The organism is Methylorubrum populi (assembly GCF_002355515.1).
Classification (GTDB): Bacteria; Pseudomonadota; Alphaproteobacteria; order Rhizobiales; family Beijerinckiaceae; genus Methylobacterium; species Methylobacterium populi_A.
Genome location: NZ_AP014809.1, coordinates 1,081,383 through 1,103,439, shown reverse-complemented (window position 1 = coordinate 1,103,439; position 22,057 = coordinate 1,081,383). Strand labels below are relative to the sequence as shown.

Here is a 22,057-nt window from a genome sequence, read left to right as displayed (position 1 = left end):
CCTCGGCATGGCCTGCCGGCGCTATTCGACCGCCTACGTGTCCTTGGCGAAGCGCGCCCCGCCGCCCTGGGCCTCGCCGCCCACGAGGCGCGTCGCACTGGCGTCGAACTGATCGGCGAGCCGCTGGCGGATGAGCTCGTTCGTGAGATCCGGATCGCGGGTCCGCAGGCGCGTCACCGCGTCGGCGAGCTCGGTTTCACCGCCCACGAGCGGACGCGTCGGCAGAACGGCCTGCGTCGCGGCTGCCGTGTCTCTGGCCTGTGCGAGTTGACCGAGCGGACCCTGCTCGAGGGGCTCGAGGTTCTGGCGCCGGGCCTGACCCTGGGCGGTCAGCGCATCGTCGTAGGCCTGGGAGCCGCCGCGGGCCGGATCCCGGGCGATGGCGCGTGCCTCGGCGGCGCTCCCGGTGAAGAGGCCGGCCGTCTCGGAGCTGAAACCCGGGTTCGCCCGGTTGCCAAGCGCGACGCCGCGGTCGCGCATCCCCTTGGTTACGGCATCGATGACCGCGATCGAGTTGTCCGGCAGATCGCGATACGTCGGACCAAGCACCGGGTCGGCGCGGAACTGCCGCAGCGTTTCCCGGAACGCCGGGTCGCGGGCGAGCGGCTCGAAGTCCGCCGGGTCGATCACGTGTTTGCCGGCCGCCGCGTAGTCGGCCCGGGTCGCGCGGTTGATGCCCTGCCGTGTGTCGTCAATGACCGCTGCGGCGGTCTGGGATGAGCGTGGGCCGAGCGTCGATGGCGCCGTGCTCTGCGGGCCAAGTGCGGCGAGCGCCTCGTCTACGGCGTTGCGCATCTGCTGGGGCCGCTGGGCGTAGGCCTGCGAGAGGATCGCGCCACCGTCGAGCGAGCCTTCCACTGCCCGCTGCAGATCGCCCAGCTTCGTCGCGTTGCCCGTGGCGCCCTGGATTGCCTCGGCACCGGTGAGCGGCACGCCGACGCGCTGCGCGGTCTCGCCCAGCATCCGCGCCGCGGCGAGATCCGCTTCGGTGGTGCCGCGCGTCGCGGCGGTGATGGCGCGTGCCGGCGCATCGGCCCGAGCCGCAGCGGTCGCCACGCCGACGTTGCCGGCAACACCGCCGACGAGGCGCGCGAACGGCTCGGCCGCGGTGCCCTTCGTGGCTTGGCCTGCCGTCTCGGATAGCGCGGCCGGAATGACGGTCTCGGCGACACGCCGCACCACACCGCCGGGTCCGACCAGCGCGCCGGGGGCGAACTCGCCGACGGTCTGCGCGTACTGGCCCGGCACGGTCTTGGGTTCGTAGAGCGGGCCGGTGGCCTTCTCGACGCCGCGGCGCACGTTCTTGGACGTCGGCAGGCCGCCGCCCGATCCGATGCCGAGATAGAGGCGGTCGAACTCCTCCCGCTCCGGCGTGCCGGCCTGGGGGCCATAGCCGGTCGCATCCATGACCATGTGACCGATACCGAGCGCGGCGCGGTCGAACAGGCTGCTGCTCATCTCCTGCATGTCGCCTGGCAGGCCTACGAGGCCGATCGCGCCCTTCACCGCGCCTGTCGGCAGGGCCTTGGCGACGTCGACGGCCACACTCGGCTGCACCGCGGGCGCCGGCGGGGTTGACGCGGCGGGCGTACGGAAGGCGGCCCACTCATCAGCCGGCGGCGCGGGCGGCGCGCCGACCGGCGAGACACGGAAATCGGCCCATGCGTCCGCCATGTCAGGGCACCCTTCCGACCGAACCGTCGGGCAGGAGAATCGGCGTGCCCGATGGCAGGCGCCGCGCCTCCTCCGGCGTTGAGACCGCAACCGGCTCATGCTGACGCGGCGAGGGCCCGGCCACGGCGTCGGGCTGAGCGGCCGGGCCCTCGCCGGAGCCGAACCGGGCGAACGGCGACTGCAGGGCCGCGATGCGCCGCTCGGCCTCGAACTTGTCGAGCGTGCCGGCCTGGGCCTGCCGCGCGAGGTCGGCGGCTTGGGCCTGCTGCCGCGCGGCCCCGCGCAGCGTGTCGAGAATGATCCGGTTGCCGCCCGGCGTGTTGCTGAGCGAAGGCAGGCTGCGCAGGAAGTTCTGCAGCTCGCGGTCCGACTGCGCGCCGGATCCGGGCGTGCGCAGGCCCGGCGCAAGGCGCTCGATGATCGCCCGGACGGCCTGGATCTGATCGAGCCTGCCGCCCGTCAGCGACGCGGCGACGTCGGTTAGACCGAGATCCCGGGCGTAGCCAGCCACCTGGGCCTTGCGCTCGGCCAGCGCGCCGGTCGGCACGTCAGCGAGCAGGGTTTCGAGGCGGTCGAGGTTCCCCGCCATCGCAGTGGCCCCGCTGCCAGCCTTCACGATCTCGGCGTGACGCTTGGCGAGCTCCTGCTCCGTCGTGTTGCGGTACGGATCGGCGGTAACGCCGCGGCCCTCGGCGGCAATGGCGGCGTCGAACTCGGCGGCGCGCGGATCGCCCGGCGGCAGCGCGGCGCGCTCGGCCTGCAGACGTGCGAGGTTGGTCGGCGCGGCCTGGGCCGGCGCGAACGCTTGCCCCACGGAATCCGACCGAAAGACGATGCGGGGGCCGCCCGGTGACTGCACGGTCTCCACCGGCGTGTTGCCGAGGCCCCAGGCCCGCTGCTCGCCCGCCGGCAGGCCGCCTAGGATCTGCGCCCGGAGCTGGTCGTCCGTCAGGGGCTTGGCGGCGCCGTCGAGCGTCCGTCCATCGGGCAGGACGGCGCGATCTCCCTGGTTCAGCGAGATCACGCCGACCTGCGTCTGCGGGACACCGAAGGCGCTGGCGATGTTGCCCGGCACAAGCCGGGTCTGACCGGTGCTGAGCGGCGCCAGCATGGCCCGGGCCAGTTCGCCGTCCTGCTGCATCCGGGTCTGGCGCAGGGCGCGGGCGTTGTCGGCGGCGTTCGTGCGCTCCGACGTCGCGTTGTTCATGCCAACGGCGGTCAGGCTCTGGTTCGGACTGTAGGCGCCCGCGATCCCGGCCAGCCGGTCGAGCCGGGCCTGATCCACGTCGCTGCCCCCGGCGATGCTGTAGAGGTCGGCGAGCTGCGAGACCTTCTGGTTGGTCTCGCGAATCTTGGCCCCGGCCAGCATCTCCTGGGCCGTCGGCGGGGCGAAGGCGGAGGCGAGGCTGCTGAAGCCCTCGCGGAGCTGCGTCGGGTCGATCAGAGCTGTGCGGGTTCGGGGCATCGTCCGCTCCTATCCGGCCTGCTGAGCGATGAGGTGGTGAACCATCAGCTCGGCGTGCCGATACCTGCGGATATGCGTGGCGTTTGCGATGAAGTTGGCGTGGAGGCTCGTTTCAGCACAAAGTCCGGCGATCCACTCGGCCTCTGCCTGCGTTAGTCCGGCCGCGTCGGTCTCCAAGGCATCAAGCACACGGTGCGCACGAGCTCGATAATCGTCGAAGGCGGGCTCTGAAAGGATCGTCGGGACGAAGACGCGGTGGAGCGCCCAGCGTGCGCCAAGCATCGCGATGCCGATCGTCATCCGATCCGGTCCGGTCAGCCGAAAACCCGCGGCGAGGCCCTCGGAGAGCAGGCGGAGGCCCGCGGCGTAGGGTGTGGCCGGGTCGTCGAGATTGTGGGCCGCCCAGAAGTAGGCCGTGGCCTGCTTCCACAGGGTAGCCTCTTCCTTTGCCCTGCGAACCTCGCGGCGCTCGACGGCCTCGCGGGTCTCCAGCCGGAACGGGAGGACGGCCGCTGTCGGGCCGGCGAGCTGCCGCAAGTCTCCGAGCGGCGGCAGATCCACGTCGGCGCCGGCCCGCTCTTCGTCGATGGCGATCTGCGCTGCGTAGAGGGCGTGCCGAAGCCGTTTGACCGCCCTCATGAACACCCGCTCGCGCTGGCGCTGGCTGGGGCCGTCTCGCTCCTCTTCCGGCAACGTCAAGGCGTCGCCCAAACCGACCACGGCGCGAAGGCCCCGATCCAGCACGTCGACGCCACAGCCTGCCAGCTCCAGGGGGCGTCCGGCTTCGAAGGCGCGATGGGCGAAGTAGCGGATGGTCTGGCGCTGGCTCTCGCCGAACTGGAACGAGCGCCCCGGCCTGAACAGAAGCATCAGTTCATCGAACGCGCCGATGAGGTCGAAGCTGAACTGCCGCGGGTCCGAGGCGCCGGCCGCCCGCTCCAGGAAGCCCAGAAACGATGGGATCGCGTAGGCGAAGTTGGGCGGGTCGTTCGGCTCGGTCATGTGCAGCGCCTCGTGGTGCTGGCATTGTAGAGCGCAAGTACTGAGCCATCAACTGTATACAGTGGTCGGACTTGGGGCGCAGACGGTGCGCTGTTCCCAGGTTGTCAGTACATGCTCTCAGGTTTTTCTGTTGGACAGTTTGTCCGACCTTGAGACCGGACAAACTGTCCGTTTCGTTTTTCAGACCGAATTTTTGTGTGAGCGCCCGGCGCCGGTCTCCGTGCCGAATGTGGAGCATACCGGGGGCCTGGGGCGGCCCCTAGCAGTAAGTGTCTGCTCTGCACGATCCGTCTCAAACAAAGAGACATATTGTCTGATAAATCAGACAATATTTTATTTGATTAATTTGATTGACAACGTGGGAAACGACGCCCATTTTCTCCAGTGCAGGCATGAAAGCCCGCACGACAGCCGTTCCTATAGTGTCCGGTCAGACTATAGCTTTGGACGATTGTCCAGGGTCCCTGCGCGCATGTCCAAGGCATAGCCTAAAGGCGCAGGGGGCCGACTGTCGCGGTGCTTTCAGCCCTGGACTTCGCCAACCCGCCGGAAACGCGGGCCGACAGGAGCACCCACCATGAAAGCCGTCGATCCTGCCACCGCGTACGCTGATCGTTTCTACGGCAGGAAATCACAAATCTCGGGCGTGAACCTCATGAGCGAAGGGTTCAATGCGGCGTCGGAAGACGCGACAGTCTTCGCGTACATAGAGGCTGACGGCGAGGATTTAAAAAACCCGTGCTTCACCTTCGAAGCGGCCGATATCACTGCGCAACAAGCCATGCGGTTATTAGGCTGTTGGCAGCAGATCATCCGAGAAAAGTGAAGTCGACCTTATTATGCAGGGCGCTCCTATCGGGGCGCCCTCTGACCGCGAGGCGGCCCGATGAATTTCCCACACCTCGAGCGGCACAGGAACGGCAAGTACTACATCCATTGGACCGTCGGGCGCCGCAGTATGCGTGAATCGACCAGGACGGACGAACAGCGGACCGCGCTGATCGCCTTCGCGCGATGGATCCTCAGCCGCTATTCCGACGGTGACGGCACCGGCGACGCAGCCCGCAGGCGGGTACGGTGACAACGGTGGAGAAGCTCTTCACCGAGGCCGAGGTCGCCGAGCGCCTAAACTGCTCCGTCGCGCGGATCCGCAAGCTGCGCGCGGCGGGCCGGCTGGCCTACCTGCCCGGGCGTCCGGTCCTAGTCACCGAGCGCGACTTCAACGCTTTCGTCGAGAGCGAACGGGAGCACCTCAAGACGCTGACTGGCAAGCGCCGCAAGCGCGCCAAGAAGCTCCTGCCGCCGGAAGACCCGCCGCCGAAGGGCGGCCTGTCGCCCGAATTTCGAGGCCGCTGGCTCGCCATCAGAATGCAGATGCTCCGCGAGCGGCAAGCCAAGCGCTGACAGCCGCATCCGCCCGTATCGTTGTTTGCAACGTCCGTTGCACAGCCTGAGACACTCCGAGAATGACCGCCGGGCGCTTCGTCTCCTATCTCCGGGTCTCGACCGATCGGCAGGGCCGCTCCGGTCTCGGCCTGGATGCGCAGCGCGCCACGGTGGCCGCCTACCTGAACGGCGGAAGCTGGTCGCTCATCGCCGAGTTCGTCGAGGTCGAGAGCGGGCGCAACGCCGACCGGCCGGAGCTCGCCCGCGCGCTGGCCCTATGCCGCGCGCACCGGGCGGCGCTGGTGGTCGCGAAGGTCGATCGCCTCGCCAGGTCGCAGGCGTTCCTCTCGAACCTACTGGCCGCGGGCGTGGACGTTCGATTCTGCGACCTGCCACAGATTGAGGGGCCGACCGGCCGGTTTCTGCTGCAGCAGATGATGTCCGTTGCCGAGTTGGAGGCCGGTCTGATCTCGGCACGGACCAAGGCGGCGCTGGCTGCTGCCAAGGCCCGGGGGCAGCGCCTGGGCGGCTTCCGTGGCCGTGCCGGGACCGCGGACGATACCGCCAGGGCCCGGTCTGCGCGGTCGCGACAGGCCGATGAGCACGCCGCGGTGCTGGAGCCGATCCTGCAGAGGATCGATCCGGTCGGCACCGCCTCGCTCCGGATGGTCGCAGCCGCGCTGTCGGCCGAACACATCCCGACGCCAAGCGGTCGCGGCACTTGGACGGCCGCGGCGGTGGCGCGGCTGCGCGCCCGCATGTCGGCCGCCTGACCGGGCGCCGATCAGTCGAAAACGCTCGTTGGGGGCGCCGTGGTGGCCTCGATCGGCTCCAGGTCGATCACACCGCCTTCGAGGTCGGCGAGCTTGTCGCGGATCGAGCGGGCGGCGGCCTCGAGTTCGGCGCGGGTCATCATGTCGGGCGATTTCTCAACGTCAGGCGTGTCGGCGCCGACGCCGGACAGCTTCACGAGCTCGCGCGCAGCCAGGACGCGCGCGCCGGCCGGAAACTCCTTCCCGCTGGAAATGTCGATCAGCGTCCCAACCCCGATCTGAGCGCCCTCGGTTCGGAGGCGCGCAGTCACCTCTGCCTGAATCTGTGCGACCACGTTCGGCCGGCGCATCAGCGCGCCGCCCTGTGACGACGGTTGCGAGTAGCCGGCCTGTCGCGCGGCCTCCGCCGGATCATTGAGGCGCACCATGCCTTTCACGAAGTGCCGTTCTTGGATTGTGAGTTGGCCTGATTTCAACGGCATTGGCTGTTCTCCCACGTTGTCAAAGGTGCTGTGAGCTGCTCCGTCACGCGCCGAAGGCGCTGGCCCCATGCCCCCCACGGGGAGGGCGGGCCGCATAGCCGGCCCTCCCCCTATAGGGGCGCAATGCAGCAAGCTTAGTTTGCGGCAGCTTGCGCAAAATGGGCGGTATAGGGGCAATCTTGTTTTCCTAGTCATAGCAGCTACTTGGAGCCGTCCCGGCATAGCGCCATCCGAGGCTTGCGGCAGCTTGCGCAAGCTTGCTGCAGAAGCTTGCTGCAGAAGCTTGCGGCAAGTAAAATCAATCACTTAGCAGGGTTTTGGCCGGAAGCTTGCTGCAAAATAGGGGAAGCTTGCTGCAAGCTTGCGGCAGACCCTGCTGCAGAGATTTGAGCCTGATCGACCGAAGAATTCGCTTCGCTTTTGCCCGCTGCGGACAGTTTGTCCGGTACGACACGCAGGCCGAAGAGTTGGCGGCGGCTGTTATCCTGTCCAATTGGGTGCTCGACGATGGCGCCGCGGGCCATCAGCCGATCCAGTGCCGCCTGCAGTTCGTCAGTCGGGAAGTCACCGAACCGCTCGGCATCCAACGTGCAGAGCCGCTTCACGGCCGAGAATGGCGATGTCCGGCCCGCCGATAGCCGCTCGCCGGGGAATTCAATGATCCCTTGGACGATGGCGGCCTCGGCTTTGTCGGCGAGCTGCGGCACCGCGCCGTCTGCGAAGACCGAAGCGCCCGGCACACCGGAGGCCATAACGACCTCGAAGGCACCCCGCGCCCACCGCATAGTGATGCTCGACCCGGCCGGGCCGTAGTTCGATTTCTTGCTTTCGAGGATGCGCGTATCCGTGGACATCGAGACCGGCGCGCCCTTCCGCGGCTCCGGTCGCCGGAGATAGAGCCGGGACCGGCAGGCGTTGTTCCAGGCGGTCGAGCCGGAACTGCCGTCTCCGGACGACTTGCCCGCCTGGGATGGGTGGCCGAGCGCGATCACCGTGCAGCCGACTTCCCGGGCCAGCCGGCGCAGGCAGCCCTTCACGAAGGCGCTGACCTGGGCGCGGTCGAAGTCGATTCCAGAGAAGATGTCGGCCAACGTATCGAGCACGATCACGGTGGCGCCAAAGGCGAGCGCCTCGTCACGCAGCGCGCGCCAGACATCCGTAAGCTTCATCCTTCCGGTTTGTCGGTCGAACTCGGCTAGGAAATTGTCTTCGCCGGCGCGCGGGATCATCCGCAGGGCGTCTAGATCCCGGCAGTCGACGCCGAGGGATCGGTTGATGTCGACTTGCCGCCGCTGGAGCTCGTCGGAGTCATCCTCGCAGAGAAACAGGATGGTGCGGGCGGCTCGCACGTCCTGGCCAAGCCACCGTTGGCCGGTCGCCGCTGCCGTGGCGTACTGGTGGATCAGCAGCGTCTTGCCGACGCCGCCGTCGCCGTAGAGCAGGGTCACCTCGTTCTTCGGGATGAGACTTGGCACCTCCCATTCCCGCGCCGGTGCCGGCCGGTCCTGCCAATCGCGGGGATCAATGACCACAAGCGCGGTTGTCCGCTCCGCAGGCTTCGTCATCGACGCTGGCACGCTGAAGGCAGACGTGTCGGGCTCCTCGCCGTCGGCGATGGGCGCGAAGAACAGCTCCGGCGGCGTCAGCACCTCACCGGTGGCGCGAGATGCGCGTGAGCGCAGGAAGTTGATGCCCAGGCCGAAGGGGCTCTTGATGCTCCAGTAGGTGCGTTCGTCGAAGCCGGGCTGAATCTCACCGTCTTCCCAGCGGTCGCACCACTCGCGGAAGATCTCTAGGCCCGTCTCGGGATCGTCCTGCAGAGCGCCCCGGATAGCGGCCGCCATATCGCGGTAGCCGTCATAGTCCGGCACGTCATTCGGGATCAGGGCGACAAGCTGCCGGACCTCCTCCTCGGCGCCCGTCAGCGATGCCTGGACGATCGACCGACGATCAACCGCTGCCGTGCCAGAGCGCGGGGCGTTCGCGTCAGGCAGCATGCCGGCGAGCGCAGCGAAGAATGTTGCGACCTGCTCAGCCGTGACGACGGTGAGTTCGTAATAGGCCGGCACACCCTCAGGCCATTCGTACCGCTTTTTCAGGCCCGGATAGTCGCCGGCCGCTACGAACTGCCGCCCCGCCGCGAGCAACTCGACCCGAGGCCGCTTGTTCGGCTCGAACACCGTGCCGTCGTCGAACAGCACGACGCGGTAGCCGACGGCGTCGATGTCCTCCGGGCGCACGCGATACGGCAGGAGCACCTTCGGTGCACGTCCGATCCGCCAGGATGCCGGCCCAAGCACCTCGTGAGCGAACCGCATGATGCGGGCTGCCCACGTCTCGGAAAGGCTGTCGACGTCGATAGCGATGAGGCCGTCCCCAGTGCGGATCCCGACTCCAGCGCCGGCCGCTTGGCATTCATCGAGTTCGATCGATGACAATTCGCTGGTGTGCCAGTTGAAGCCGTACCAGCCGTTCAGCCCCGGTCGACCTACGGCCTTGCCGCGGCATTCGGGCCGACGTGCAAGCGACGACGTGGGAGAAAGCTCGGCGTCGGGTGGGACGATAGGAACGAGCCGGCGGTAACCGAGCCGGCGGAAGGCCGCGAACGTATGGGCGGCTATGGGTGCGTGAAGCTCTATTGGCTGATGCCCAGACAATCGAAGCTGCGACTGCCTAAGAAGTTCGCTCAGCGGAAATCCATTAGAGACTTGCGGAGCGGGGTCGCCACGCCCTAAGTTGTCATTCTGCATCGGAAAGCCTTCCGGCGCCCCTGCCAGGGCGCGTGGCAATGGGTCGAGACGGAAACGGCGGTCGCTCTGGTGGGAGCGAACCGCCGTTTTCGCGTTCAGGGGACCTAGGCCGCGCTCGCCTGTGCGCAGCGCGCGAGAAAGTCGTCGGCGTCGACGCGGCGAACGACAGTCCGGTGGCCGATCTTCACCCGCGCCAGCTTGCCGGTCTTCAGTAGCCGCCATGCAGATGCAGGCGAGATGCGCAGGTAAACTGCGAGTTCATCGACGGACATCGCTGCGCGCTCTTCAGCGACAGCATTCACTCGCAGGGGCGACTTCGGCACGGGCAACCTCCCAATCGGCTATGCGACGGCTAGAGGCTGTATGATCAGCCCTGATCGGGCCGCTGTCCGGTGACGAATTTGGTCGCCGAGATTTGTCACTCTGCTCGAGTTTTTCGAGCGCGGAGGAAGCTGCGTTTCAGTGCCGCCGGTGTGACGTTGAGTTTGTAGCCGAAGAGGCTCTCGGGGTCGTCAATCTTGCTGTGTACCCAATCCCACTTCGCAACGCCCCGCAGATCGAGCTCGATCCTGGCGTGCGCCTCAAGCAGTTCGATGATGAAGTCGCGGGTCGGTTGCTGCTTGGGGCCTGACTTGTTGTCCGGGGGAACCTCGACACCGAGATGAGCGCACAAGGCGCGCACGGCGGGCCCTTTTCTGCGCAGATCTCTGAGTGCCGCAGCCTTGCTCTTCCCTGATAGCTGGGCGCCAGCGGAAATCCACCGCTCAAGCTCGGCCCAGGACCGAAGGTCGGCAAGGTGGGCTTGCGGCTGATGTTCGGAATCAGGCGGCATAATCAGCGCTCCGCGTTGCAACGATTTCTGCAACGACAACAGCCGCGGTGGGCTGAACCAGAGCTAAGTGATTGAGCCGGTTGGCGCTCCCAAGGGGACTCGAACCCCTGTTTTCGCCGTGAGAGGGCGACGTCCTAGACCGCTAGACGATGGGAGCTTCCGGGCCGACGGGGGTTCGTATAGCGAGGCATTCCTGGCCCCGCAAGCGCTTTCCGGGGTGAAACGACGAGAATCCTGACAGTGTCTTCCACGGTGCTTCACACGGTCTCGAGCGCGGACGAGGCGCGCAGCCTCATCCTCGACGAGGGAGCTGACCCCGACCGGCTCGACCGCGTCCTCGCCCGGGCCTTCGATGACCTGTCGCGCGCCCGCCTGCAGACGCTCGTGCGCGACGGCCTCGTGCGCTGCGACGGGACGGTCGTGCGTGATCCCGCGCGCAAGGTCGCGGCCGGCAGCCGGATCGATCTCAGCGTGCCGGCGCCGCTCCCCGCCGAGCCGCTCGGCGAGGCGTTGCCGCTCGCGGTGATCCATGAGGACGAAGATCTCATTGTCATCGACAAGCCGGCGGGGCTCGTCGTGCATCCGGCGGCGGGACATGAGGACGGCACTCTCGTGAACCGGCTGATCGCCCATTGCGGTGCGAGCCTGTCCGGTATCGGCGGCGTGCGCCGGCCGGGCATCGTCCACCGCCTCGACAAGGATACGAGTGGCCTGCTCGTCGTTGCGAAGAACGACCTCGCCCACCAGGGTCTCTCCGCGCAGTTCGCCGATCACGGCCGGAGCGGAGCCCTGGAGCGCGCCTATCTTGCCCTGGTCTGGGGCGCACCCGAGCCGAAGATGGGAACGATCCGCGCCAATCTCGCCCGCTCGCGCCACAACCGCGAGAAGATCGCCGTGGTCCGCGAGGGCGAGGGAAGGGAAGCGATCACCCATTACCGGGTCGAGGCCTTGCCGGGCGGCGACGGCATCACCGCGCTGCTGCGCTGCCGCCTGGAGACCGGCCGCACCCACCAGATCCGCGTGCATCTGAGCCATCGGGGTCACCCGCTTCTGGGCGATCCCGTATACGGGGGCGCCTTCAAGACGAAGGCGGCCCGGCTTTCCGAACCCGCCCGCGCCGCCCTGCTGGATCTCGGACGGCAGGCTTTGCACGCAGCCGAACTCGGCTTTCTTCATCCGCGGACCGGCGAGCGCCTGCGTTTCGAGAGCCCGTTGCCGAGTGATTTCTCGAAGTTATTGGCGGCTCTCGGCTGAGATGGCTCTCGCTGGATCCGAGCGGAACATGATCCGTTCCGGGCGGAAAGGCGTCAGGATCGGATGGGCACATCGCCTTGCGTTCCGGCTCGCCAGCGTGGAACACCCGCGACCGAGGCCCCGGAGGCAACCGGCTGACATGTGAGACCGACATGAGCGGATGCCGCGGGCGGCGGCTCTCCTGGGTGAGAACGGCATCGGGCGGAGGTGTTAGTGGGAAGCCGCTATGGGTTGGAGATCCGCTCGGCACTCCCAGCCGATGCGCCGGGCCTCGCGGAGTTGCTGAGCGCATCGGGCCGTCCGGTGCCCTCGCATTTCCTGGCTGAGCAACTCGACGCTCTGCGCTACGCCCACGGAACGGCACTGCTCGCACTCGAATGGGGGCCGCCGAGCGGGATCGTGGTGCTGCACTGGTACCCCGTGCTCGAACAGGCCGCGCCGAGAGCACAGATCACGATGTTGCTGGTCGCCCCGGAGGGACGCCGCCGCGGTGTCGGTCGCCAATTGCTCAAGTCCGCCGCGCAGGCGGCCCGGATGGCGGGCTGCGGTGCGATCGAGCTTCTGGCGGCCGCCGAGGCGCCCGGCCTGACGGAATTCTGTGTCGCGAACGGCTTCACGCCGGACGCCGGCTCCTTCGTTCGGTCCCTGCGCAAGAAGGGATGAAGGATTCAGGCCCGGGCAGCCGGTCGGCTCACAGGTGCAGAAAGGGGAGATCGAGAGGGCGGCGCCCCCCGGGCCGGGCGCGCGATCGCAGCTGAGGGGTCCGTCGCCTCAAGCCGGTCTCGACGCGCTCCGAGAGGTGCCCGACGCGGCGTGTCAGGCCGTCGAGGGCCGCGATCAGGAGGTCGACACCGGCGCGGAAGCCGTCGCCGCTTGCGTGGGCGATGGAGCGGAAAACCTGCATGAAGACCTTCTGGCAGCGGTGGATCCGGCGCAACCGCGCGGCTCGTCCGGACAGGAAGCGGAGCGTCGCCGGGCGGGGACGCGACCGTAGGCAGCACGCGGCCGGACCTTCCCGCATGACGGCATCCCCCTAAAGCGCATTGCGACGGAGCGGTGACCGGCTCGTTGAAAGACGGCGCGCCAAAACAAGGGTTTGCAGACGCCGGCCTGATGCCGACAGGTCGGATTCGACTGTCGGTCGCCGTTCGTCCGGGACCATCGGCGGAGCGGGCGGACAAGATTCCTTCGGCCCTCTCCCCGCCACACTGTGCCTTGGCGAAAGATCATTTCAGACGGAGACAAAGTTGAGATCGGTCGCGAGGACAGGATTAGGCCGTCTCGACGCGCAACTCGATCGGAAACGGGCTTCAACCATCTGTTACGTCTTTGCCCGTAGAAGCAGTACGCTTCATCTCCGAAGCGCAACTGACCCAGGCTCGTTCTCCATGCGCTCACGTCCGAGCACTGGGCTGGATCTCGATCGATTGATCCGCCGCGATCAACTCGACGCGGTGCGTGCCAGCGTCCAACAGGCGCTGCCCATCAACATGCTGCTCGGACTGGCGAGCTTCCTGGTGGCCCTGCATTCGGGGCACGGCGTGGTGGGCGGTCTCTGGTTCTCCGCATCCATGGCCGTGAACCTGCTGCGCTTGGGCGTCTGCCGCGCGCCCTGCGCGGGATTGGCGACGTTTCCGGACCAGGGTCCGGTTTCGCGAGAGGCGGCCTCCCGCTCGGTCGACCGTCACCTGCGGCTGGCCTGCCTCGCCGCGCTGCTCTCCGGCTCGGTCTGGGCCTTCCTGCCGGTTCTCTCCGACGGCTACACCACTGCACAGACGCTGTTCTATCTCACCGTTACCTGCGGGATCACGGCCGGCGCGGTGACGCACGGCATCGCCTACGCCCGCATCCCGATCTGCTTCATCACGCCGCCGCTCCTGTCGGTCGCGCTCTGCCTGCTTGCCGTTGGCGGCTTCGATCGGAACTGCCTCGCCGCCACCGTCTTCCTCTATCTCTCCGCGCTGATCCGTAGCACGCTCGCGACCGAGCGGAGCTTCCGCGAGACGAGCCGCCTGAAGAACGAGGCGACCGCGCTCGCCGAGGCCCGCAAGGCGGCCCACGCCAGCGCCAGCGCCCTCGCGGAGGAGATGCGGGAACGGGCGACGCATGACGGCCTGACCGGCCTCCTGAACCGCGCGGGCTTCGTCCAGCGGGCCGAAGAGCGTCTCGTCGCCGGCGAGTCGCTTTGCCTGATGCTGCTCGACCTCGACGGCTTCAAGTCGGTCAACGACGTCTACGGTCATGCCACCGGGGACCGCGTGCTCGCCGAGGTCGCCCGCCGGATCCGGGCCGCTCTGCCGACCGATTGCGACGCCGCGCGCCTGGGCGGGGACGAGTTCGCGCTCGCCTACGACAGCGCCCGTTTGATCGAGAGCCCGGCGGCGCTGGCGGACCGCCTCATCCGAACCGTGGCCGAACCGTTCGAGAGCTTCGATACCGGACGACTGGGCATGAGCATCGGCATCTGCCAGCGGCCGGCCGACAGCCTGACCCATCTTCTGAGCTGCGCCGATGAGGCGCTCTACGCCGCCAAGCATTCGGGCCGAAACCATTTCCGCCTGTTCGATGAGGGTTTGCGCGCACGCCTGGAGGTGCGGCGCGACTGCGAGCGCGATCTCTCGCAGGCCCTGGCCGAGGGAGCGCTGGAGGTCTGGTTCCAGCCGATCTTCGGCCGGGACGGTCGCACCGTGACCAACCTGGAGGCGCTGGTGCGTTGGCGCCATCCGGTGCATGGTTGGGTGCCGCCGGCCGACCTGATCTCCGCCGCCGCCATGGCCGGACTGACGGAGTCGCTGCTGCGATTCATCCTGGAGCAGGTCTGCGGAATGCTGTGTGCCCTGCGCGACCGGGGCCTTCACGATCTCTCGGTCGCGATGAACGTCTCGCCGCGGGAGATGGCACAGATCGCCGTCGACGAGATCGTACTCGGCCGCCTCAAGCTGCTTGGGCTTCCCGCGACCGTCCTGGAGATCGAGATCACCGAGGAAACGGCCCTCGACATCGAGGCGGTGCAGGGCAAGCTGCTGGCGCTGTCGCGGGCCGGCATCCGGATGGGGCTCGATGATTTCGGAACCGGTTACTCGTCGCTGGCCTCCGTGCGCCAGTTGCGCGCCGACCGGGTCAAGATCGATCGCAGCCTCGTCACGGGGCTCACCGAGGCCGAGGACAAGCGCGGCCTCGTTCAGGCGGTGCTCGGTCTCGGCCGGGCGCTCAGCCTGGAGGTCGTGGCCGAGGGCGTCGAGACGGCGGATGATCTCGCCACGCTCCAGGCCATGGGCTGCCCGTTCATGCAGGGCTACCATCTCGCCCACCCGCAGCCGGCGGACGACGTCCTGCGCTTCCTCGACGCGCGCCCGGCCGTTCAAAACCGGCTTCAGTGCCTGGGAGCGTGACCCGGCCCGCGGCCGATCCGGTTCCGGCGAAATATCGAGAGGGGGCTAAGAAAGGTGCGTTTCGGCACTGCGACCCCTGTGCGCCCGTGACACGTTAAACCCGGACTCCGGTTCGCGCGTTGGGACCTTTGCGTGAACAGCGTTGGTCGCTACCGGGCATTACGGATTTCCATTAAAGATGGGAAGCGGCGTGGCCGGCTCAAGTGAGCGGCCATTCGCCTGGGGCCCGCCCGATAGGGGGGCTGTTGAAGGAGGTGCACATGGCCGGCGCATTGCCCGTGCTCGCCAATGAGGGAGGCCTTTCGCGCTACCTCGATGAGATCCGCAAGTTCCCGATGTTGGAGCCGGCGGAAGAGTTTACCCTTGCCAAGAGCTGGCGCGACGAGGGCGACCGCGAAGCCGCCCACCGCCTCGTGACCTCGCATCTGCGCCTCGTGGCCAAGATCGCCATGGGCTATCGCGGCTACGGCCTGCCGATCAGCGAAGTCGTTTCGGAAGGCAATGTCGGCCTGATGCAGGCCGTCAAGCGCTTCGATCCGGACAAGGGTTTCCGGCTCGCCACCTACGCGATGTGGTGGATCAAGGCGGCGATCCAGGAATACATCCTGCGCTCGTGGTCCCTCGTGAAGATGGGCACCACCGCAAACCAGAAGAAGCTGTTCTTCAACCTGCGCAAGGCGAAGGGCCGCATCTCGGCTCTCGACGAGGGCGACCTGCGCCCCGAGCAGGTGCAGCAGATCGCCACCTCGCTCGGGGTGCCCGAGCAGGACGTGATCGACATGAACCGCCGCCTGTCCGGCGACACCTCGCTCAACGCGCCCCTGCGCGAGGAGGGCGAGGGCGAGTGGCAGGACTGGCTGGTGGACAACAGCCCGAGCCAGGAGACCGTGCTCGCCCGCGAGGAAGAGGGACGCAATCGTCTCTCGGCCCTGCGCGACGCGCTGGGCGTGCTGAACCCGCGCGAGCGGCGCATCTTCGAGGCGCGGCGCCTGGCCGACGACCCGATTACCCTGGAGGATCTCTCCGGCGAGTTCGGCGTCTCCCGCGAGCGCGTCCGTCAGATCGAGGTGCGCGCCTTCGAGAAGGTGCAGGAGGCGGTCAAGCGCAACCTCGCGACCCGCGAACTGCCGCGGACCGAGGCGCGGATCTCGTAGCGGGACAGTTCTGGCGCATCGGCCTGGGCATCCGATCCAGGCCGATGCGTTTGCCCGGTTTCTTGCATCGTCGTCCCGCGAAAGCCGGCGAGGCTCCTTCGGGAGGACGAAGCTTCGATGAAGCAGTCAGGCCGTTGGCGCGATCCTGTCGCGTCACCGGCCTTTTTCTTCGGGATCGTCGATCCGCTTCAAGCGGAGAGTTGGGAACCATCAAAGGCGGGACGGTGCAGGGCTGCGGTGAACCGCTGCGGCAGATCCAGAACCGCCGCGGCGGTGCCGTGGAGAGCAGGTGTCCCGGAACGGCCCGCCGACTTCGTCATGGCCAGGACGGTTTTCAGAGTCGGTGCCACATGGATACCCCGACCAAGACCCGGCCAGGCGAAATCGGGATTGGTGCTGTGCCACGCCTGCGGCACGACATAGTCGGTCTCCAAGTCGAGCCGGGAGTTGAAGAGACCGAACAGGTCGTACTGTCCCATGATGTCGAAGACGTCGTAGAACGGTTCCGGCATGCCGATCTTGGCGCTGACCGTCACGATGCGGCTCGCGGCGGCAAGCGACGCGGCACGCCCGCTCGCCTCGGAGACCAGGGCGTAGAGCGCCTCGGAGATCACGAGGTTGCCCTTGGAATGGCCGATGAGAAGGTCGGGCGCGAAGCGCGGGTCCTTCAAAAGCGCCAGCACGGTGCGGGTGTCTTCGCTGGTTCGCACCCAGTGCAGCCCCTCGCTCCGCTCCAGGGTCGCTTCCCCCGAGTTCAGGAACGACCGCGACAGGGCCAGCGAGGCCGTATCGAGGGATTCGAAGAGGTGGCGGAGGCTGTTGAGGCCGCCGAAGAAGAAGAAGCCGCCCAAGGCTTCCGTCAGGACATCAGCGAGGCCGTAGCCGGACACCACCGCCGCCACCGGCCGGCCGAGGGCGTCGGCGACATTGCGGGCAAAGGCGGCCGCGCCCAGCGAGGAGCTGCCGACGCCGGCCACAGCCAGGGCCGCGGATGCGGGCCCTTGTCCGAGGAAGTCCTCCACGCTGCGGAAGATTGACAGCGAGCCCTCGCCCGTGGGCGGTACGAGCAGGATGTCGCCCTCGTGGACGATCGAGACGGCGAGATGATGGGTCTCTTCCTTCGTGATGCTCGCCACATCGTAGAAGAGGACATCGAGCGCCGCGTTGCGACTCTGATAGGCGTCCAGCGCCAGCGTGCGCAGCGGGTTGTCGGCGAGCTTTTTCGGCAGCACACGGACGCGTTCGCTCTGGACCTCCCCGATTTTGGCAAGGGTCTCGCTGGCGAGCAGAGGCATGCGTGTCGTCTCCCTCGGCATCGAGCCGGGCGACGAGCGTCGGCGCCGAAGCGATGCTGTGCGGCAGCGCAGCATCGCACGATTCTGCAACCTAGGGAAGAATGCGTTGAGCGATCGAGGGCGGCGGTTTGTCAGGCTCCGGATGTCGCCAACCCGAGCATCGTCACGACGCGCTCTCCGGCGCTGCGGCAGGGCGTTTCGTCGAGAGACGCGCGCCTCTTCGTTTTGCATCGTCCCGAAAGTCGGCGATCACCCTTCCGGACGAAGCGCTAGCCTTTTGTTTTTGCATCATCTTTTTCCGAAAGCCGCAAACCACCTTCCGGGATGATGCTCTAGTTTTGCCACTGCGCGAAGACGTTCTGCAGAGCCTGTGTGCCGGCGGTGCCCTTCTCGAAGCTGATGACGGCCCTCTGGCCGCTCGTGTAATTCAGCGCCAGATCGAGCCAGTTCTTGTGCAGAAGCATCTCGGTGTTGCGGTCCACGTCGCTCTTCAGCGAGGACAGACCGATCAGGAACAGGTTTTCACGCACCCGCACCGGAAGCCCCGAGACGGGCGAACCGCGGGCGGCCTCCTCGTCCTTGAGCTGGAGCAGGCCGATATTCTGCACCGCGCGCTTGGCGCCCGCCTCCCCACTGTTGGTGAAGGCGAGTTCGATCGTGTGAGAGGCGGGAAGCGTCGGGTCGAGGTTCCTGCGCATGGTCATCGCCAGCGTCAGCCCCGCATCCGGGAACTCCACATTGGCCCGAAGCACCGTCTGCAACGGCTCTCCCTGCGCGCCGTTCACGGCCTCCACCCGCCAGACGGTCTGGCCGTTGGTGGCGATCGGCTGGGCGCGCGGGTCGCTCTGGTTTTCCTCGTAGAGGATCCCCCGTTGCGAGACGGTCACCTCCGGCTGGGCCGGTGCGGCGCCCGGAGCTGCCGGCTTCGGGCGCGCCTCGGCCTCGTTGCGTTCCGACCCGACGCGGTCCGAGAACTTCGCATCCGGCTGCTCGGCCGGCACCTCCTGTTCGGCCGCGCTCTGCTGCAGGTCGGACGGCTTGTCGCGCAGGAAGAAGGCGGCCACCGCGATCAGCGCGATCACCGCCGCGAGCACGCCGCCCACGAACAGGTTGCGCAACAGGCGTGAACGGCCCTCGGGCGGCGTCACGACATCGATGCGCGGTCGCTGGCGGCCATTGCCCGCCTCGCCGGTGCCGCTCGCGTCGAAGGCGGCTCCGGGGGATGCGGTATCGGTCCCCGCGTCCGCCTCGGCCTCGCCGGTTACTCCGTGGAGCTTGGCGCCATCGGAAGAGGGGGAAGGCGGAATGAAGCTGTCGCTGGCCTCAGGCGCGGGCTTCGACGCCTCGTCCGTCCTCGTCCGTCGGGGCGGCGGCATGAACGGCACCGTCTCGCCCGCCGGCTTGGTCTCCGTGCGGCCGAAGTCCGATCCGAGTCCGGCCGGCACCGAGGCCGGGGGCAGAACCAGCGGTCCATCCGGATTCTGCGGCGGTTCGGGCTCCGGCAGCGTCGGCGGCAGAGGACCGGGCGAGAGCGGCTCCGGCCGCACCGGTTCCGAGACCGGGGAAAGGGGCGGCTCCGACGGTGCTGTTTCGGGCGCCGTCGGCGTCTCGACCGCTGCGGGCGGTGCCTCGTACTCGGCCTCAAGGCGCCCGATCGCCGTGTCGAGCGCCTGACGCTCGAGGTCGATATCGGCCTCGGGCACCGGCGGATCGAGCGAACGGAGCTGTGCGATCAGGGCGCTGCGCGCGCGATCGTAGACGGCCCGGCGCAGGGCCGGGGAACGGTCGGGCAGGGCGTCGAGCGCGCGTGCCAGCAACGGATAATAGTCGGCCATCGTGCCCGGATCTGCCTGTCTCTACCCGCCGTCCCGGGCCTCAATCCTCGAAGGGGTTGTGCATGAGGATGGTGTCGTCGCGCTCCGGGGAGGTGGAGAGCAGCGCCACCGGCGCGCCGATCAGCTCCTCGATCCGGCGCACGTACTTGATCGCCTGGGCCGGCAGGTCGGCCCAGGAACGGGCGCCCGCGGTGGTGCCGCTCCAGCCGGGAATCGTCTCGTAGACCGGCACGGCGCGCTGCTGCGCCGCCTGGCTCGCGGGGAGATGGTCGAAGCGCTGGCCGTCGATGTCGTAGGCGGTGCAGACGCGGATCTCGTCGAAGCCGTCGAGCACGTCGAGCTTGGTCAGCGCGATGCCGTCGATGCCGGAGGTCTGCACCGTCTGGCGCACGAGACAGGCGTCGAACCAGCCGCAGCGGCGCTTGCGGCCCGTCACGGTGCCGAATTCGTGGCCGCGCTCGCCGATGCGCTGGCCGATGGCGTCGTGCAGTTCGGTCGGGAACGGGCCCTCGCCGACGCGGGTGGTGTAGGCCTTGGCGATGCCGAGCACGTAGCCGATCGCCCGCGGGCCGAGGCCCGAGCCGGTCGCGGCCTGACCGGCCACCGTGTTGGAGGAGGTCACGAACGGGTAGGTGCCGTGATCGACGTCGAGCAGCGCGCCCTGCGCGCCTTCGAACAGGATGCGCTTGCCGCCCCGGCGCGCCTCGTCGAGCAGGTGCCAGACCGTGTCCTGGTAGGGCAGCACCCGGTCGGCGATGGCCGTCAGCTCGTCGAGGATCGCGGTTTCCGAAATCTCCTCGAGGCCGAAGCCGCGGCGCAGGGCGTTGTGGTGCGCGAGCAGCCGCTCGATCTTCGGCGGCAGGGTCTCGGGCTCGGCCAGATCCATCAGGCGGATGGCGCGCCGGCCGACCTTGTCCTCATAGGCCGGGCCGATGCCGCGCTTGGTCGTGCCGATCTTGGTGCCCTGGGCTCCGTCCTCGCGCAGGGCGTCGAGTTCGCGGTGGAGCGAGAGAATCAGCGTGGCGTTGTCGGCCACCCGGAGGTTCTCGCGCGTCACCGTGACGCCCTGGCCGGCGAGGCGGTCGATCTCGGAGGCCAGCGCGTAGGGATCGAGCACCACGCCGTTGCCGATCACGCCAAGCGTGTTCGGCCGGACCACGCCGGAGGGCAGCAGCGAGAGCTTGTAGACCGCCTCGCCCACCACCAGCGTGTGGCCGGCATTGTGGCCGCCCTGGAAGCGGACGACGATGTCGGCCTGCTCGGAGAGCCAGTCGACGATCTTGCCCTTGCCCTCGTCGCCCCACTGGGCGCCTACGACGACGACGTTCGCCATGCGCGTCTGACCTGTCTCGCAATCGCTGGCGCGGGCGCCAAGCGGTTGCGCCACGCGCGAAAACCCCGGCGATCAGGCCGGGGATCGAGCATACGGGCGCGTCTTCGGCGATATGGGCAGGCAGGTCAAGCGAAGCGGCCCCGACCCTTGGGGACCGCCTTGCATGGCTGATGTGCCCTCGGTCTATTTGGCGTTGCCCGGCGGCTTGATCACGGGGGTCGAGTTCGGCGTCGGCTCGGGCGCGATCGTCTTGATCTCGGGATCGACGCCCGCGGGCGGCTTGATGACGCCGTCCGACTTTTCGAGCTTTTCGCTGAGCGTGCTGCCGGTGGTGTCGCTCTCCGGCCGGACCTTCTCCGGCACCTGCTCCTGCGGCGCGGGCAGCTTCGGATCGCTGTCCTGGCCGCGCTGGGGCACGGTGGGGTCCTGCGCGAAGGCGGCACCGCCCGCCAGGGCGGCGAACAGGGCGGCGCAGAGTGTCGTTCTGGCTAAGGTCATCGCGTCCTCAGTGGTCCTTTGGGAACCAACGGATGCGCGCGCCCTCGCGTTCCTGTCAGGCTAGGACGCGGACGTCTCGGCGAAGGCGAAGTACAATTCGCGCAGGCGCTTGGCCACCGGGCCGGGCCGCCCGTCGCCGAGCGGTTTGCCGTCGATCTCCACCACCGGCATTACGAAGGCCGAGGCCGAGGTGTAGAAGGCTTCCGCCGCCTCGGGCAGTTCCCGCGCGTTGATCAGCCGCTCCTCGAAGGCGAGGCCGGTCTCTTCGGCGAGCGCCAGCACCGCCTTGCGGGTGATGCCTGGCAGAACCGCGTGGGAGAGCGGGCGCGTCACCAGCGCACCGCCCTTGGTGACGATGAAGACGGTGGAGGAGGAGCCCTCCGTCACCACCCCGTCCTCGACCATGAAGGCTTCGGCGACGCCGGCCTCCGCCGCCTGCTGCTTGGCGAGCACCTGGGCGAGAAGGGCCACCGACTTGATGTCCCGCCGCTTCCAGCGCAGGTCCGGCACGGTGATCGCCCGGGCGCCGGTCTCGGCCATCGGGTTGTTCACGATGGATTTCTCCTGCGTGAACATCACCACGGTGGGGGCCACGTCCCCCTTCGGATAGGAGAAGTCGCGCTCGGCCACGCCCCGCGTCACCTGGATGTAGACGAGGCCCTCCCGCACGCCGTTGCGCTCGACGAGCTCCGTTTCCAGCCGCTCCCACGCCTCGGCCGAGTGCGGGTTGCGGATGCCGATCTCGGAGAGCGAGCGGTCGAGCCGAGCCAGATGCCCAGCATTGTCCACGAGGCGGCCGTGCAGCACGGCGGCGACCTCGTAGATCCCGTCGGCGAACAGGAAGCCGCGGTCCATCACCGGCACGCGGGCTTCGTCCAGGGGCAGGAATTCACCGTTGAGATAGGCGGTGCGGCTCATCGGTTCTCTCGGTC

Annotated in this window: 21 protein-coding genes and 1 tRNA gene; 8 read left to right on the top strand and 14 right to left on the bottom strand. The window is 68.1% G+C overall.

Annotated elements, in window-relative coordinates; translation table 11 throughout:
* Nucleotides 1-33: 33 nt before the first annotated feature.
* The 3 genes from MPPM_RS05140 to MPPM_RS05130 are packed head-to-tail and all read right to left on the bottom strand — an operon-like array spanning nt 34 to nt 4,141.
* Nucleotides 34-1,674 carry a hypothetical protein gene (locus MPPM_RS05140; RefSeq protein WP_096484135.1) on the bottom strand — a complete coding sequence of 547 codons (1,641 nt, stop codon included), beginning with the start codon at nt 1,672-1,674 and terminating at the stop codon, nt 34-36.
* Nucleotide 1,675: 1 nt separating this feature from the next.
* Nucleotides 1,676-3,139, bottom strand: a complete 1,464-nt coding sequence (locus tag MPPM_RS05135; RefSeq protein ID WP_096484134.1) for a hypothetical protein — start codon at nt 3,137-3,139, stop codon at nt 1,676-1,678.
* 9 nt (nt 3,140-3,148) lie between these two features.
* Nucleotides 3,149-4,141, bottom strand: a complete 993-nt coding sequence (locus tag MPPM_RS05130; RefSeq protein ID WP_096484133.1) for a hypothetical protein — start codon at nt 4,139-4,141, stop codon at nt 3,149-3,151.
* Nucleotides 4,142-4,718: 577 nt separating this feature from the next.
* Between MPPM_RS05130 and MPPM_RS05125 the strand changes: the two genes are divergently transcribed.
* The 4 genes from MPPM_RS05125 (at nt 4,719) to MPPM_RS05110 (ending at nt 6,300) form a co-directional block, all read left to right on the top strand.
* On the top strand, nt 4,719-4,967 hold the full coding sequence (locus MPPM_RS05125; protein WP_096484132.1) for a hypothetical protein: 249 nt from the start codon (nt 4,719-4,721) through the stop codon (nt 4,965-4,967).
* A gap of 60 nt (nt 4,968-5,027) precedes the next feature.
* Entirely contained in the window at nt 5,028-5,222 is a 195-nt protein-coding gene (locus tag MPPM_RS05120; RefSeq protein ID WP_096484131.1) for a hypothetical protein, read from the top strand.
* Nucleotides 5,219-5,545 (top strand): helix-turn-helix domain-containing protein, encoded by a 327-nt coding sequence (locus MPPM_RS05115; protein WP_096484130.1) that lies wholly within the window; start codon nt 5,219-5,221, stop codon nt 5,543-5,545. Before MPPM_RS05120 ends, MPPM_RS05115 begins: the two co-directional genes overlap by 4 nt.
* Before the next feature lie 62 nt (nt 5,546-5,607).
* Nucleotides 5,608-6,300 (top strand): recombinase family protein, encoded by a 693-nt coding sequence (locus MPPM_RS05110; protein WP_096484129.1) that lies wholly within the window; start codon nt 5,608-5,610, stop codon nt 6,298-6,300.
* An 11-nt stretch (nt 6,301-6,311) separates the two neighbouring features.
* On the opposite strand, the gene MPPM_RS05105 is transcribed toward MPPM_RS05110, so the two are convergent.
* The 5 genes from MPPM_RS05105 to MPPM_RS05090 all read right to left on the bottom strand — a co-directional run bounded on the left by MPPM_RS05105 (nt 6,312) and on the right by MPPM_RS05090 (nt 10,521).
* Complete coding sequence (locus MPPM_RS05105) at nt 6,312-6,737, bottom strand: hypothetical protein (RefSeq protein WP_157914115.1); 426 nt, start codon at nt 6,735-6,737, stop codon at nt 6,312-6,314.
* Between the two features lie 347 nt (nt 6,738-7,084).
* Complete coding sequence (locus MPPM_RS05100) at nt 7,085-9,532, bottom strand: AAA family ATPase (protein WP_157914114.1); 2,448 nt, start codon at nt 9,530-9,532, stop codon at nt 7,085-7,087.
* 104 nt (nt 9,533-9,636) lie between these two features.
* A complete protein-coding gene (locus MPPM_RS05095) occupies nt 9,637-9,804 on the bottom strand; it encodes a helix-turn-helix domain-containing protein (RefSeq protein WP_096487730.1) in 168 nt (55 codons plus the stop codon).
* 146 nt (nt 9,805-9,950) lie between these two features.
* The gene (locus tag MPPM_RS27815; protein WP_157914113.1) at nt 9,951-10,364 is read right to left on the bottom strand and encodes a hypothetical protein; all 414 of its coding nucleotides are present in this window, start codon (nt 10,362-10,364) and stop codon (nt 9,951-9,953) included.
* A gap of 81 nt (nt 10,365-10,445) precedes the next feature.
* A tRNA-Glu gene (locus MPPM_RS05090) sits at nt 10,446-10,521 on the bottom strand.
* An 83-nt stretch (nt 10,522-10,604) separates the two neighbouring features.
* Between MPPM_RS05090 and MPPM_RS05085 the strand changes: the two genes are divergently transcribed.
* Both MPPM_RS05085 and MPPM_RS05080 read left to right on the top strand, forming a co-directional pair.
* Nucleotides 10,605-11,618, top strand: a complete 1,014-nt coding sequence (locus tag MPPM_RS05085; protein ID WP_096484126.1) for an RluA family pseudouridine synthase — start codon at nt 10,605-10,607, stop codon at nt 11,616-11,618.
* Nucleotides 11,619-11,831: 213 nt separating this feature from the next.
* A complete protein-coding gene (locus tag MPPM_RS05080) occupies nt 11,832-12,281 on the top strand; it encodes a GNAT family N-acetyltransferase (RefSeq protein WP_096484125.1) in 450 nt (149 codons plus the stop codon).
* Nucleotides 12,282-12,309: 28 nt separating this feature from the next.
* On the opposite strand, the gene MPPM_RS05075 is transcribed toward MPPM_RS05080, so the two are convergent.
* Complete coding sequence (locus MPPM_RS05075) at nt 12,310-12,522, bottom strand: hypothetical protein (protein ID WP_096487729.1); 213 nt, start codon at nt 12,520-12,522, stop codon at nt 12,310-12,312.
* 484 nt (nt 12,523-13,006) lie between these two features.
* On the opposite strand from MPPM_RS05075, the gene MPPM_RS05070 reads away from it, so the two are divergent.
* Nucleotides 13,007-15,010 (top strand): putative bifunctional diguanylate cyclase/phosphodiesterase, encoded by a 2,004-nt coding sequence (locus MPPM_RS05070; RefSeq protein WP_096484124.1) that lies wholly within the window; start codon nt 13,007-13,009, stop codon nt 15,008-15,010.
* A 260-nt stretch (nt 15,011-15,270) separates the two neighbouring features.
* Nucleotides 15,271-16,164 (top strand): RNA polymerase sigma factor RpoH, encoded by an 894-nt coding sequence (rpoH, locus tag MPPM_RS05065; RefSeq protein WP_096487728.1) that lies wholly within the window; start codon nt 15,271-15,273, stop codon nt 16,162-16,164.
* 188 nt (nt 16,165-16,352) lie between these two features.
* On the opposite strand, the gene MPPM_RS05060 is transcribed toward rpoH, so the two are convergent.
* The 5 genes from MPPM_RS05060 to MPPM_RS05040 form a co-directional block, all read right to left on the bottom strand.
* The gene (locus MPPM_RS05060; RefSeq protein WP_096484123.1) at nt 16,353-17,459 is read right to left on the bottom strand and encodes a hypothetical protein; all 1,107 of its coding nucleotides are present in this window, start codon (nt 17,457-17,459) and stop codon (nt 16,353-16,355) included.
* Between the two features lie 332 nt (nt 17,460-17,791).
* Nucleotides 17,792-19,294 (bottom strand): histidine kinase, encoded by a 1,503-nt coding sequence (locus tag MPPM_RS05055; protein WP_096484122.1) that lies wholly within the window; start codon nt 19,292-19,294, stop codon nt 17,792-17,794.
* Between the two features lie 40 nt (nt 19,295-19,334).
* Entirely contained in the window at nt 19,335-20,627 is a 1,293-nt protein-coding gene (locus MPPM_RS05050) for an adenylosuccinate synthase (protein ID WP_096484121.1), read from the bottom strand.
* A 183-nt stretch (nt 20,628-20,810) separates the two neighbouring features.
* Nucleotides 20,811-21,125, bottom strand: coding sequence for a hypothetical protein (locus tag MPPM_RS05045; protein ID WP_096484120.1), 315 nt, complete (start codon nt 21,123-21,125; stop codon nt 20,811-20,813).
* A gap of 60 nt (nt 21,126-21,185) precedes the next feature.
* Nucleotides 21,186-22,043: a D-amino-acid transaminase gene (locus tag MPPM_RS05040; protein WP_096484119.1), complete on the bottom strand. Its 858-nt coding sequence runs from the start codon at nt 22,041-22,043 to the stop codon at nt 21,186-21,188.
* Nucleotides 22,044-22,057 lie beyond the last annotated feature (14 nt).